The organism is Romboutsia sp. 1001713B170207_170306_H8, assembly GCF_015550495.1.
GTDB lineage: Bacteria > Bacillota > Clostridia > Peptostreptococcales > Peptostreptococcaceae > Romboutsia_E.
Map to the genome: position 1 here is coordinate 182,907 of NZ_JADNAX010000004.1, position 13,752 is coordinate 196,658.

General features: G+C 29.1%; 12 protein-coding genes and 1 other annotated feature. Of the genes, 1 reads left to right on the forward strand and 11 read right to left on the reverse strand.

Annotation, left to right across the window (positions count from 1 at the left end; translation table 11 throughout):
• Positions 1-26: 26 nt before the first annotated feature.
• The 4 genes from I2A66_RS10300 to infC form a co-directional block, all read right to left on the reverse strand.
• A complete protein-coding gene (locus tag I2A66_RS10300) occupies positions 27-1,379 on the reverse strand; it encodes a TrkH family potassium uptake protein (RefSeq protein ID WP_442970287.1) in 1,353 nt (450 codons plus the stop codon).
• A 240-nt stretch (positions 1,380-1,619) separates the two neighbouring features.
• On the reverse strand, positions 1,620-1,976 hold the full coding sequence (gene rplT, locus I2A66_RS10305) for a 50S ribosomal protein L20 (protein WP_122639317.1): 357 nt from the start codon (positions 1,974-1,976) through the stop codon (positions 1,620-1,622).
• A gap of 60 nt (positions 1,977-2,036) precedes the next feature.
• Positions 2,037-2,231: a 50S ribosomal protein L35 gene (gene rpmI, locus I2A66_RS10310; protein WP_122639318.1), complete on the reverse strand. Its 195-nt coding sequence runs from the start codon at positions 2,229-2,231 to the stop codon at positions 2,037-2,039.
• Positions 2,232-2,258: 27 nt separating this feature from the next.
• Entirely contained in the window at positions 2,259-2,750 is a 492-nt protein-coding gene (infC, locus tag I2A66_RS10315) for a translation initiation factor IF-3 (protein WP_164488998.1), read from the reverse strand.
• A 459-nt stretch (positions 2,751-3,209) separates the two neighbouring features.
• On the opposite strand from infC, the gene I2A66_RS10320 reads away from it, so the two are divergent.
• Complete coding sequence (locus I2A66_RS10320; protein WP_147516372.1) at positions 3,210-4,613, forward strand: ATP-dependent metallopeptidase FtsH/Yme1/Tma family protein; 1,404 nt, start codon at positions 3,210-3,212, stop codon at positions 4,611-4,613.
• A gap of 66 nt (positions 4,614-4,679) precedes the next feature.
• On the opposite strand, the gene thrS is transcribed toward I2A66_RS10320, so the two are convergent.
• From thrS to I2A66_RS10355, 7 genes are all read right to left on the reverse strand, one after another.
• Entirely contained in the window at positions 4,680-6,599 is a 1,920-nt protein-coding gene (thrS, locus tag I2A66_RS10325; RefSeq protein ID WP_147516371.1) for a threonine--tRNA ligase, read from the reverse strand.
• Between the two features lie 54 nt (positions 6,600-6,653).
• Positions 6,654-6,882, reverse strand: a binding site (T-box leader).
• Between the two features lie 56 nt (positions 6,883-6,938).
• The gene (locus I2A66_RS10330) at positions 6,939-7,541 is read right to left on the reverse strand and encodes a DUF445 domain-containing protein (protein ID WP_122639322.1); all 603 of its coding nucleotides are present in this window, start codon (positions 7,539-7,541) and stop codon (positions 6,939-6,941) included.
• A gap of 100 nt (positions 7,542-7,641) precedes the next feature.
• Positions 7,642-8,445, reverse strand: a complete 804-nt coding sequence (locus I2A66_RS10335; RefSeq protein ID WP_122639323.1) for a putative sporulation protein YtxC — start codon at positions 8,443-8,445, stop codon at positions 7,642-7,644.
• 172 nt (positions 8,446-8,617) lie between these two features.
• A complete protein-coding gene (locus I2A66_RS10340) occupies positions 8,618-9,553 on the reverse strand; it encodes an ABC transporter permease (protein ID WP_122639324.1) in 936 nt (311 codons plus the stop codon).
• Positions 9,553-10,641 (reverse strand): ABC transporter permease, encoded by a 1,089-nt coding sequence (locus I2A66_RS10345; protein WP_122639325.1) that lies wholly within the window; start codon positions 10,639-10,641, stop codon positions 9,553-9,555. Before I2A66_RS10345 ends, I2A66_RS10340 begins: the two co-directional genes overlap by 1 nt.
• A complete protein-coding gene (locus I2A66_RS10350; protein ID WP_122639326.1) occupies positions 10,631-12,202 on the reverse strand; it encodes an ABC transporter ATP-binding protein in 1,572 nt (523 codons plus the stop codon). The genes I2A66_RS10345 and I2A66_RS10350 overlap by 11 nt, the downstream gene beginning before the upstream one ends.
• Positions 12,203-12,616: 414 nt before the next feature.
• Entirely contained in the window at positions 12,617-13,660 is a 1,044-nt protein-coding gene (locus tag I2A66_RS10355) for a BMP family lipoprotein (protein ID WP_195251566.1), read from the reverse strand.
• Positions 13,661-13,752: the final 92 nt, after the last annotated feature.

Here is a 13,752-nt window from a genome sequence, read left to right on the forward strand (position 1 = left end):
GATTTTATCCTCTCAATATGTATAATTTATCCTACTATTATTTTTCCTTCTGGATATCTAACTGGTGGCTTTTTCTTAGCTCCTCTTGATAATAATGCCACAAAAATAGTTAAAGATCCAACTCTACCTATAAACATAGCTATCATTACTACTATTTTACCCATTGATGTTAAATTAGGGCTTCCCCCTGTACTTAAACCTACTGTAGCTATTGCTGAAACTATTTCAAATCCACATTCAACTAAAGTAAATCCTGGATCAGTTAGCGATAGTGCTAAAGTTCCAAGTACTACAAGTGATATGGCTATAAAGAATATTCCTACAGCCTTAGTTACAACTGAAGCACTTATTCTTCTTTCATAAGCTTCTATATCAGCCTTTCCAGATATAAAGCTTTTAACTGTTATAACTAGAGATGCTAACGTAGTAGTTTTTATACCACCACCAGTTGATGCTGGAGATGCTCCTATGAACATTAGTATTATCATTATAAATAAACTACTTTCTTGTATTAAGGTCAAATCTATTGTATTAAATCCAGCTGTTCTAGCTGTAACTGACTGGAAGAACGCTGCTAAAGCTTTGCCAAAAATACTTAATGGTCCTAGAGTTTTAGGATTATTAAATTCTACAATAAATATAAATACTGTCCCAATAGCAATAAGTATTAATGTTGTTACTAAAACAATCTTTGAATGCATATTCAATCTTGATAATTTCTTAGTATTTATCACATCTAGCATTACTGGGAATCCAATTCCTCCTAGTATTATAAGCATAGATATAGTCATAACTATCATAAAATTATCTACATATGATGTTAAAGATGTAAATGGTCCACTAACAGAACCCATCAAATCAAATCCAGCATTACAAAATGCTGATATGGCATGAAATATACTATACCAAATACCTCTACCTAATCCAAATTGTGGTATAAAAGTAAATGATAATAGAATCGCACCTATACCTTCTATTAAAAGAGTTATCAATATTACATATCTAGTTAACTTTACCATACCTGATAAATCTCTTTGATTTAAAGATTCTTGAATCAGTAGTCTTTCTCTTAAATTAATTTTCTTCTTTGTTAAAAGTGCAAACATAGTGGCTATAGTCATAAATCCTAGTCCACCTACTTGTATTAATGTTATAATTACTATTTGACCAAAATGACTCCAATATGTTGCTGTATCTACTACAATTAGTCCTGTAACACACACTGCAGATGTAGCTGTAAATACTGCATCTAAAAATCCTATACTTTCTCCATTTTTAGTTGCTATTGGTAAGTTCAATAAAAAAGCACCAAATAATATTACAGCTGCAAATCCCATTACCATTATCTGAGCAGGATCTAAATTATTTATGTAACCCATAGTCCTTTTTAATAACGACTTCAATTTCTTGACCTCCTTATATAAGTACGCTTTAGTAACCATTATTTTATTATATTCCAAATTTAACCTAAAAACAATAATAGGAGGATTTGATTTAATTATCATTTATTTTGCTTAATAATATTATACACATTTTATTTATAATATTCTCTATTCAAACTTAAAAAATTACATAAAAAAACGGTAAACTTCATATCAGTTTACCGTTTTATCGTATAATTAAGCTAATTTTGATTTAGCAACTTCTACTAATTGAGCGAATCCTTGAGGATCTTGTATAGCCATTTCAGATAACATCTTTCTGTTAACTTCAACACCTGCTAATTTTAATCCGTTCATGAATCTTGAGTAAGATAATCCGTGCATTCTAGTTGCAGCGTTTATTCTTTGTATCCAAAGTTTTCTGAAGTCTCTCTTCTTTAACTTTCTACCTATATATGCGTTCTTTAATGCTTTCATTACGAAAGTATTTGCTGGTCTATATAATTTGCTTCTAGATCCTATAAATCCTTTTGCAAGTTTTAATACTTTTTTATGCTTTTTACGAGCGTTCATAGCTTTTTTAACTCTTGCCATCGTCGTGACCTCCTTTAATAATCTTTACGTTAATCTATTTTTTGTCTTTTGTTTTAAATCTTAGTATGGTAATAATTGTGCTATTCTTCTAGCATCACCTTCACTAACTATTGCAGACTTTCTTAAGTTCATTTTAGTCTTAGCATTTTTCTTAGTTAGTATATGTCTTTTGAAAGCTTTAGCTCTCTTTAACTTTCCAGTTCCAGTCTTCTTGAATCTTTTAGCAGCACCTCTATGAGTTTTCATTTTTGGCATGATAAATTCCTCCTCTCAGTTAATTATCTATTTTTTTGGATCTATAATTACAACCATATTATTCCCCTCGAATGCTGGGGCTTTTGTTGGTTCTCCAAACTCTTTTACTATATCTATAAATTTAAGCATTACTTCTTTACCAATATCTTTATGTCCTAATTCTCTACCTCTGAATCTAAGTTCAACTTTAACTTTATCTCCTTTTTTAAGGAATTTTATAGCATTGTTAGCCTTAGTTTGTAAGTCATTAGATTCAATACCTGGTCTAAGTCTTATTTCTTTAACTGTTATTGTTTTTTGGTTTTTTCTTGCTTCTTTTTCTTTTCTCGCTTGTTCGTATTTATATTTTCCATAATCCATTATTTTGCAAACTGGTGGATTAGCATTTGGTGAAATCTTAACTAAATCTAAATTTTTATTATTTGCTAATATTTGAGCTTCTTTAGATGACATTATTCCAAGTTGCTCTCCAGTTTCTGAGATAACTCTTATTTCCTTATCTCTTATTTGATCATTCATTGACAATTCTTTGCTAATGGTAGGACACCTCCAAAATTTTATATATATATTAAAAAAAGCGAATGATATTTAAATCATCCGCTAATATAAGTCATAATAATCATAACCTCTTTATAAATAAAGGTTAAACTTATATTGACCTTACGAACTTGCGTTGCAAGGTGAGAAGCGGACTTCTTCTTTGTTTTTTCTTAACTACTTCATATAATATACTACATATTTTTTATTGTGTCAAGAATATATTAACTTTTATTTTTAATTTTATTTAATGATTATTATATCTTACTATTTATATTATATTATTATTTTGCTTAATTGAGTAATTATTATACAATTTGTGGCTATACTTAAAAATATCACATAAATAATTTATTTATGGAAAAATTTAAATAATAAATATTAGTAACTATGGAAAATATAAAATAAATTAATAATTTTTATTATCTGAGGTGTATGTCTATGAAAATGTTAAATAATTTCTTTAAAAAATTTAATAATCCTGTTCCTGTATTTGCACAAACAAAAATAGAAAAGGATACGCAAAACGAAGATACAAATAGTACAAAACCTAAAACCACTTTTTTAGACGTAGCTGGACTTGACGAAGTAAAAGAAGAGTTGTTTGAAATAGTGGATTTTATGAAGTTCCCAGATAAGTACAAAAAAATGGGTGCTAAAATACCTAAAGGTGTTTTATTTTACGGACCACCTGGTACCGGAAAAACACTTCTTGCATCAGCAGTAGCTGGAGAAACTAATTCATCATTTTTTAACGTAACAGGTTCTGAGTTTGTTGAAAAATATGTAGGTGTTGGTGCAAAACGTGTCAGAACTTTATTTGAAAAAGCTAGAAAAGAAGCACCAAGTATTATTTTCATTGATGAAATAGACGCCATAGGAGCAAAAAGACACTTAGAGAGTAATAATGAAAAAGATCAAACATTAAATCAACTTTTAGTAGAAATGGATGGTTTTAATAAAGATTCCAATGTAATAGTTGTTGGAGCTACAAATAGACTTGACTTATTAGATGAAGCCTTACTTAGACCAGGAAGATTCGATAGACATATTCATATAGGATCACCTAACTTCCACACTAGATTTGAAATTTTAAAAGTTCATACTAATAATAAACCTTTAGATGCATCTGTTGATTTAGAGCTTCTAGCAAAAAAAACTCATGGTTTCAATGGTGCTCATTTATCTAATATTGCAAATGAGGCCGCTATATTTGCTGTAAGAGACAATAGCCCTATTATAACTGCTCTTCATTTTGATAAAGCTTTAGAAAGAGTTATTGCAGGATTAGAATCTAAAAATTCTACTTTAATAGCAAAAGAAAAAGAAATAGTTTCTTATCATGAAGCTGGTCATGCTATAGTCAGCAATATTTTAGGAATTTGTCCTATTCAAAAAATTTCAATAGTTCCAAGAGGAGAAGCACTTGGATATGTTCTCCAACTACCTGATGAGGATAGATATATTTATACTAAAGAAGAATTAATGAGTAAAATAAAAATTCTATTAGCAGGAAAAGCATCAGAAGAAATAATATTTAATCATCAATCCACAGGTGCTAAGGATGATTTGAAAAAAGTAACAGATATAGCAAACCAAATGGTATGTGAATATGGAATGAGTAAATTAGGATTTATGACTATTGATGGAAATATCAAAACAATTTTATCCGAACAAGTTCAAAAAGAAGCAAATAGTATAGTCCAGGATTGTTATAAGGAAACTCTAGATCTATTAAACAATAATATAAATGACTTACATATAGTTTCTAAGTATCTTCATGACAAGGAGACTATGACTCATGAAGAATTACAATCTTTAATAAAAAAAGAAATGGTAAATTAATATTAATTAAAAAATCCACCGATATAGTGTTACATATCAGTGGATTTTTATTTTTATTTTATTAAATTAAAACTGTTCTACATTTACTCTATTTACTACTTCTTCAGTTATAGTGTTAACGAATTCATCTACAGATACAGCTCCTATTTCGCCTTTATCTCTTGATCTTACAGATATAGTCTTATCCGCTTCTTCTTTTTCTCCTACTATTATCATGTATGGTATTTTTTGAAGTTGTGCTTCTCTTATTTTAAATCCTGTTTTTTCAGCTCTATCATCTATTTCAACTCTTATACCTTTTGCAAATAAAGTATCTTTAACTTCATTAGCATAATCATTATATTTATCTGATATAGGAAGTATTCTAACTTGAGTTGGCGCTAACCATACTGGGAACTTACCAGCATAGTGTTCTATTAATATACCTATAAATCTTTCTATACTTCCAAAAGCAACTCTGTGTATCATTACTGGTCTATGCTTTTCACCATCTTGACCAACATAAGTTATGTCAAATCTTTGAGGTAACTGCATATCTAATTGTATTGTTCCACATTGCCATGTTCTACCTAAACAATCCCTTAAATGGAAGTCTATTTTAGGTCCATAGAATGCTCCATCACCTTCATTTAATATATAAGATAAGTTAAGATCTTCTAAAGCTTCTCTTAATCCATTTTCAGCTATCTCCCAGTCTGCATCACTTCCTATTGAGTTTTCTGGTCTAGTAGATAACTCTAAGTGATATTCAAATCCAAAAGTCTTATAAACTCTATCTATTAAATCTACAACACCTTTTATTTGATCTTTTATTTGTTCTGGCAACATGAATATATGAGCATCATCTTGAGTAAATGCTCTAACTCTCATAAGTCCATGTAATGCACCAGATAATTCATGTCTATGAACTCTACCAAGTTCCGCAACTTTCATTGGGAATTCTTTATATGAATGTGGTTTAAAGTTATAGTATATTAGTGAACCTGGACAGTTCATTGGTTTTATAGCAAATTGTTGGTCATCTATATCTACAGTATACATATTTTCTTTATAGTTGAACCAGTGTCCAGAAGTCTCCCATAGCTTTTGATTTAATATTATTGGAGTTTCTATTTCTTGGTATCCATCTGCTCTGTGTATTTCTCTCCAGAATTTTAATAATTCATTTTTAAGTTCCATACCTTTTGGTAAAAATAATGGGAAACCTGGACCTTCTTCTGGTATAAAGAATAAATCTAATTCTTTACCTAATTTTCTGTGGTCTCTCTTTTTAGCTTCCTCTAACATGTGTAGGTATTCTTCTAAATCTTTATTTTTTTCAAAAGATATACCATAAATTCTTTGAAGCATTTTATTCTTTTCATCTCCACGCCAGTATGCACCTGCAACGCTTAATAACTTAACAGCTTTAACTTTCTTAGTTGAAGGTAAATGTGGTCCTCTACATAAATCAGTAAAATCACCTTGCTTATAGAATGATATTACTTCCCCTTCAGGTAATTCTGATATAAGTTCTTCTTTATATATTTCTGAATTTTCTTTAGCCCAAGCTAAAGCTTCTTCTCTTGGTAATTCATATCTTTCTATAGCTACATCTTCTTTAGCTATTTTTTTCATTTCTTTCTCTAGTTTTTCTAAATCTTCATTAGTTAATCTGTGTTCTAAGTCTATATCATAATAGAATCCATTTTCAACAGTTGGTCCTATTGCAAACTTAGCTTCTGGGTATAATCTCTTTATAGCTTGTGCTAACATATGAGCTGATGTATGTCTAAATACATCTTTACCTTCTTCATCTTCAAATTTAAATAAGTTTAATTCACAGTCTTCCTTTACTATGTAGTCAAGTCCTACAACTTTACCATTTACAGAAGCTGCAACTATTGCTCTAGCTAATCCTTCACTGATAGATTTAGCTATTTCCATAACTGAAAGTTCATTTTCAAATTCCCTTACAGATCCATCTTTTAATGTAATCTTTATCATACCTAGTGCCTCCTATTTATTTTATATATTAAAAAAACTCGTCGCCAATAAAAATATTGGGACGAGTATTAATTCGTGGTTCCACCCAAGTTGATTTATAACAATAATATAAATCCTCTTGTTGACTATAAGGTTGTCAACCGAACACTTTCACATAAATTTATGCTAATAAGTTCTGCTCAAAGGTAGTTTTCAAATAGCTATATTTAGATGGGCTTACAGCCGATGACCCTTCCTCTCTGTAAATTAGTTCTACTTTACTCGTCCTTATCTTAGCAATAATCTTGAGTTATTATCACTATTATATCAGATAGTAAAATTTGTATCAACCTTAATATTTTATATGAATATTACGATAATGCCTTGTATTATCCCTATTAAAAATCCTAATATTAATCCTAATACTTCTATATGTTTTAATTCTTTTTTAGCAACTCTTATAATTAAATCTTCAAGCTCGTATAGATCTAATTCATTTATCTTAGTTTCTACCATTTCTTGTATATTTATACGTTCTTTCGCTTTATTTATCATTTCTTCACTTAACTCATTTATAGCAACTCTTACTTCTGAGTCAACTGCATCCATAATATATCCTTCTATCATTCCTCTTATTGGAAATGGTACAAAAGACATTTTTTCTTGTGCTATATTATTTATTTTTTCTTTTATGTATTCTATAATTTTTTCTTTATCATTTTCGGTCATTATACTCTCTAGTATCTCATCCATAGATAAAAACTCATCTTGAATTATTTCACCTATATTTTTAGATATTTCATTCCTTCTTTTCGGTATAAGACCTATTATTTCAAAGTTTAATATCGGTATTTTTATAGGTTGTATTGGCCTAAATATTAATTTTATAGCTAAAACATTAGTTATGTATCCAATAACTCCACCAATACTTGCTAATAGCATCACTTTTAATATATTGCTCATAAAAATCTCCTTATAATGTTGTATATTTATTTTAGATATATACAATTATAAAGCTTATGATAAATTAAAAAAAGAATTTTTTTACTATCAATATATATAACTATTTATATTTTGATATAACGCTAACTCTTTCTTCAAAGATAGATTTTATAGTTTCAATTACCAATTTAGACGAGTTATCATTTAAATAATCTAGTATCTTTATTTTTCTAGGACAAAGCGCTAGTAATGTGCTTATTAAAAAATCTTCATAATTTAACTCTTCTTTTATAACCATATTTATAATGTCTTCATTATCAAGATTATCTATTTTTTTACCTTGACTATCATACAATTTAAATGTTTTATCCTCTAATATATTCACTACAAGTAAATCTATTTTAGTATCTTGCATATCTACAAAATACTTTAGCACATTTATAAACTCACTTTGGTCTTTTTCCTCTTGATATTCCTCTATTGCAATTTCTATTATAGAAGATAAATACACAATAACTTCTTTTAACCTAAATTTTAAAAAACCTTCTATATTTATGTAATTTTCATATTTTAAATAATTAGATACTTTCGTTAGAATACTATCTTTAATTAAATTTTCCATTCGATTAAAGACTTCTAATGAATATTGATATATAATATCAAGCTCATTTAAATAACTATCCTTGTATCTTTTATCTATATATTCTTTTAAGTATTTATCTTTTACTATACATATTATTAAATCGGTAATTTCCTGTCCTATCTCCTCTAAGTCAATATCATTTTTCATATCAAGATTGATTACTAATTCTACCATACCTCCATTTAAACTCACATTTTTATCTACTTCCTTAGATTCCAAAATTTCTTGGGCCTTAATCCTAGGATGAGGTGAGAAACTTATATGAATTTCTTTATTGGTCAAATGTATCGCCCCTTTCTAACTATATAAAAGAGGATTAGCTAATAATAAAATCTTATCTTATAGTTTATTATTTCAATAAATAGTATTTTTAAACTATATTTATTCTCTTTTATTTATAATAAAAAAACTCGCTATATGTACTATATTGTACAAATAACGAGTTTTATATTAATTATCTTTCACCTTTTTTGTATGGGTTTCCAAGCGCTGATGGAGCCTTAGAACTCTTAACAAATAATACTAGTACTATTAAAGTTACTATATAAGGTATCATTGATAATAAGTTTTCATTTATAACAAATGGTAATTCTGGATTTCCAAAGAAAACAGTTAAAGCAGTTGAGAAACCAAATAATAAACAAGCTACCATCGCCCATTGTGGTCTCCATTTACTAAATATAACTGCTGCCATAGCAATATATCCTTGACCAGATATTAATGTTGGTCTGAATGATGAAACAACAGCTAAACTCATGGATGCTCCACCAAATCCAGCTAGTATACCAGATATTATAACTGCAGCATATCTAACACGAGTAACATTTATACCTAAAGTATCTGCTGCACCTGGGTGTTCCCCAACCGCTGTCACTCTAAGACCGAACTTAGTTTTATATAGTACATACCATACTACAAAAACTAATATAAATGCTAAATAAACTGTAGCATATGAGTTAAATATAGTATCTAAGATACTTCCTGATTCAAATAATCCATTTAATGGTCTTGGTATCTTATTTTCCATTGGTATTGTTGGAGTCATTGTTGCTCCATCAAACATTATTTTTGATACAAATAATGCTACCCCTGGTGCAAGTAAGTTTATAGCAACACCTGATATTGTATGGTCTGCATTAAAACTAACTGTTGCTATAGCATGGATTAGAGCAAATAATCCACCTGCAAGTCCACCAATTATAAACGCTAACCATGGATTTCCTAAAAGGTATCCTGATGCTGCACCCGCAAATGCACCCATAACCATCATACCTTCTAGACCTATATTTACTATACCTGATTTTTCAGAAAATACTCCACCTAATGCTGTAAATATAAGGGGTGTAGAGTACATTAAAGTTGTACTGATTATTAAAGCTAATTGTTGCATTATGCATTACCCCCTTTACTTCTTTTTTCTTTCATTTTATCATATAACATTTTTAATACACTACTTAATGCTATAAAGTAAACTATTGATCCAATAACTATACTTACAACTTCTGAAGGAGCTCCAACGGCTTGCATTTTAGTTCCTCCATACTTAAATGCTCCGAATAATAATCCAGAGAATATAACTCCTATTGGATTACTATTAGCGATTAATGCTACTGCTATACCATCAAATCCATAACCTTCTTGTGCTGCTAATACTGATATGTTATGAGATACACCCATTACTTGTATTGCACCAGCAAGACCTGCTATTAAACCTGCTATGGCCATAGATTGTAGTATAGATCTATTTACGTTTATTCCACCGTATTCTGCACCAAACATGTTATGTCCAACACCTCTTAATTCAAATCCTAAAGTTGTTTTGAATAATATGAATGATACTATTAATATAACTACTATAGATATAACTATTCCCCAGTTTACTGAAGTAGCTGGACCTACTAAACCTTTTAACCAGTCTATACCTATGCTTGCACTATCATGTATACTAATTGAAGTTTCACTATTATTTTGAGCTAAGAAGCTAGTTCTTATTAAGTAGTTACTTAAATAGAATGCTATCCAGTTTAACATTATTGTAGCTATAACTTCATTTATTCCAAATTTAGATTTTAACCATCCTGCAATTCCACCCCAAACTGCACCAGCTATTGCTGCTATTAAAAGAGTTAATGGGATGTGTATTATTGCTGGTAATTCAATACCCGCACCTACTATAGTTGCAAATAATGCACCTATTATAAACTGACCTTCTGCTCCTATATTGAATAATCCTGTCTTGTATGCAAATGCAATAGAAAGACCTGTTAATATAAGCGGAGTCGATCTTATTATAGTCCAAGCTATGAATTTAGGCTTACCAATTACACCTGTTATCATAGCTGAATATGCATCAATTGGGTTGAATCCAGCTATTAATAATGCTATTGCTCCAACTATTAAACCTAATACTATTGATATTAGTGAGAATAGAATAGCATTATTGGCAGCAGATTTTTTCTTAATCTTATTATTGCTCATCTTCTGCACCTCCTGCCATCATAAATCCTAATGTATTTTCATCTGCATCTTTACCATCAACTATACCTACAATTTTACCTTCGTATATTACAGCGATTCTATCAGATACATTCATAACTTCATCTAATTCAAGAGATACTAAAAGTACCGCATTTCCTTCATCTCTTTGTTTAACTAAAGAACTATGAACGAATTCTATCGCCCCAACATCTAGACCTCTAGTTGGTTGAGTTGCTATCAATAATTGTGGCTCTTTTGTTGCTGCTCTTGAAACCTCTATATTGTCAACTTCTCTACCTATTATTATTTTTTGTTGGTTACCACCCGATAAAGCTCTCGCTTTTGTAGTATAATCCGTAGGTCTTACATCAAACCTTTTTATTATTTCTTCTGCATGTTTTTCTATAGCTGATTTATTTAAAATTCCATTTTTAGAGAATCTAGGATCCTTATAATTTTGTAATACTGTATTTTCAGCTATTGTAAAGTCTAATATTAAACCTCTTTTTTGTCTATCTTCTGGTATATTTTTTATACCTTTTTTGAAAACTTCTATAGGCTTATTATTTATAACTTCATGTCCATTTATTTTTATACTTCCAGATTCAGATTTTCTAAGTCCAGTAAGGGCTTCTACTAATTCAGATTGTCCATTACCATCTATACCTGCTATACCTAGTATTTCACCAGCCCTAACTTCTAATGATAATCCATCAACAGCTGCTATATTTCTATTATCTCTTACTACTAAATCTTCAATTGATAAAACAACATCACCTAACTTAGGTTCATCTTTATCTACTTTGAAGTTTACTTCTCTACCTACCATCATTGCTGCTAAGTCATCTTCGCTTGTTTCTGAAACCTTAACTGTATCTATATATTTACCTCTTCTTATTATAGTACAGTAATCAGCTGCTGCTTTTATTTCTTTTAACTTATGAGTTATTATTATTACAGATTTACCTTCTTTAGTTAAATTTCTTATAATTTGCATAAGCTCATTTATTTCTTGAGGTGTAAGAACAGCAGTCGGCTCATCAAGTATTAATATCTCAGCTCCTCTATATAAGGCTTTTAATATTTCTACTCTTTGTTGCATACCTACAGTTATATCTTCAACCTTTGCATTTGGATCTACATATAGTCCATATCTTTCCGATAATGCTTTAACATCTTCAGTAGCTTTTTTCATATCTACAGCACCTAAACCTTTAACTGGCTCAGTACCTAGTATTATATTTTGTGCTACTGTGAATGGTTGAACAAGCATAAAGTGTTGATGAACCATCCCTATCCCATTTTCAATCGCTACATTTGGGTTATCGATATTTACTAATTTTTCATTTATATGTATTTCTCCAGAAGTTGGATGATATAAACCATATAATATATTCATTAGTGTAGATTTTCCTGCTCCATTTTCTCCTAAAAGAGCATGTACTTCTCCTTTATGTACAGTCAAATCTATATTATCATTTGCCACGAAGTTTCCGAACTTTTTAGTTATCTTTTTCATCTCAACAACTTTTTGACTGTAATCCACATTACTTTTATTCATCGCTCTTTATTACCCTCCTTATTTACTAATCAGCACTTTTTATTATACTAAAATATAATTCATATAACAAACTTTTTTCGACATTTTTTTGTATTTTATTTAAAAGATGCACATTATTTAAATTATTTTAATTAATTTAGCCTCTCTCTTTTATCATTGTTATATACTATTTACAAAATTAGTAAATATAATTGCATATACTTATATATTATCCATAAAACTCCTAATCTATTTGTTTCATTATGATTAAATTTAATTACATAATTATTTTTAATTAAATTTCATATAAAAAATAACAAACAATAAGTTTTTCATATAATAAATAGTCTGTATTTTAATGAACTTATTAATTAAATAAGCTTTCTTACAAAATAATTATTTTATTAATAATCATAAAGTAAGAAAGCTTTTTATCTATTTATTATTAGGATATGTTTTTTCAAATTCATCCTTAGTTGCTGGAACTTTTATATCTCCATATTTTACTTTGTTTTTAATTTCATTGACATAATCTAATATATCCTGAGGAACATTATCTTTTGTAGTTGGTGCTATTCCAACACCTTCAGTTTCTAAAGTACTTACTATTACTTTTCCACCTTCATATTTTCCTTCTAATAAATCTTTTGATATATTATATACTGTTACATCTACATTTTTCATAGCAGATGTAATTACATTTTTGGGTGCTAGTTTATTTTGATCTTGATCAACACCTATTGCCATTTTATTATTTTCTTTAGCTGCCTCTATAGCTCCTGTTCCACATGCACCTGCTGCTGTAAATATTACATCTACTCCATCTGTATGCATTTGGTTTGCTATTGATTTTCCTAAAGCTGAATCAGTGTAACTATTTGTATACTGAGTGGATATTTTAGCTTCTGGATTAGAGTCCAACACACCAGCCTTATAACCATATTCAAATTTACTTATTACTTCACTTTCCATACCTCCAATAAATCCTACTTTTCCAGTTTTAGTCATTTTACCTGCTATTAATCCTGTTAAATATGATGACTCATTATCTGCAAATAATAATGAATCTACATTTTTTGCATCTACCTGTGTATCTATTATAGCAAAGTTATTATCTGGATAGTTTTTAGAAGCTTCTTTAATTGCATTTTCTAACTTATATCCAACTCCAATTATTAAATCCATCTCTTCATCTACAAAAGTTTCTACATTTGGAGTATAATCAGCATCTTGTTTAGACTCAAGATATTTAACATTAACTTTATCACCATATTCTTTTTTTAGTCTTTGAAGACCTTCCCATGCTGATTGATTAAAAGATTCATCATTTACTCCACCTGTATCTGTTACCATTCCGATTTTTATAACATTTGATGAATTACCTGATGAGCTTTCATTACCTTTGTTGCTACACCCAACCATCATAGATGTTGATAAAATTAAAGATGTTGTAAAGGTTAACAGTTTTTTTAATTTCATACTTATGCCTCCTTGAAAGAAATTTATGTATAATTGTAGGTTTCTCATTTTATAATTCTTTTATCCAATAATTTATATAAAGAAAAAAACTA

Bases quoted from the DNA above. Each gene is read 5' to 3' on its own strand.
- I2A66_RS10340 (WP_122639324.1), bottom strand. From the start codon at position 9,553: ATGCAACAATTAGCTTTAATAATCAGTACAACTTTAATGTACTCTACA.
- I2A66_RS10320 (WP_147516372.1), top strand. From the start codon at position 3,210: ATGAAAATGTTAAATAATTTCTTTAAAAAATTTAATAATCCTGTTCCT.
- I2A66_RS10300 (WP_442970287.1), bottom strand. From the start codon at position 1,379: ATGGGTTACATAAATAATTTAGATCCTGCTCAGATAATGGTAATGGGA.
- I2A66_RS10345 (WP_122639325.1), bottom strand. From the start codon at position 10,641: ATGAGCAATAATAAGATTAAGAAAAAATCTGCTGCCAATAATGCTATT.
- I2A66_RS10355 (WP_195251566.1), bottom strand. From the start codon at position 13,660: ATGAAATTAAAAAAACTGTTAACCTTTACAACATCTTTAATTTTATCA.
- rplT (WP_122639317.1), bottom strand. From the start codon at position 1,976: ATGGCAAGAGTTAAAAAAGCTATGAACGCTCGTAAAAAGCATAAAAAA.
- I2A66_RS10330 (WP_122639322.1), bottom strand. From the start codon at position 7,541: ATGAGCAATATATTAAAAGTGATGCTATTAGCAAGTATTGGTGGAGTT.
- I2A66_RS10350 (WP_122639326.1), bottom strand. From the start codon at position 12,202: ATGAATAAAAGTAATGTGGATTACAGTCAAAAAGTTGTTGAGATGAAA.
- rpmI (WP_122639318.1), bottom strand. From the start codon at position 2,231: ATGCCAAAAATGAAAACTCATAGAGGTGCTGCTAAAAGATTCAAGAAG.
- infC (WP_164488998.1), bottom strand. From the start codon at position 2,750: ATGAATGATCAAATAAGAGATAAGGAAATAAGAGTTATCTCAGAAACT.
- thrS (WP_147516371.1), bottom strand. From the start codon at position 6,599: ATGATAAAGATTACATTAAAAGATGGATCTGTAAGGGAATTTGAAAAT.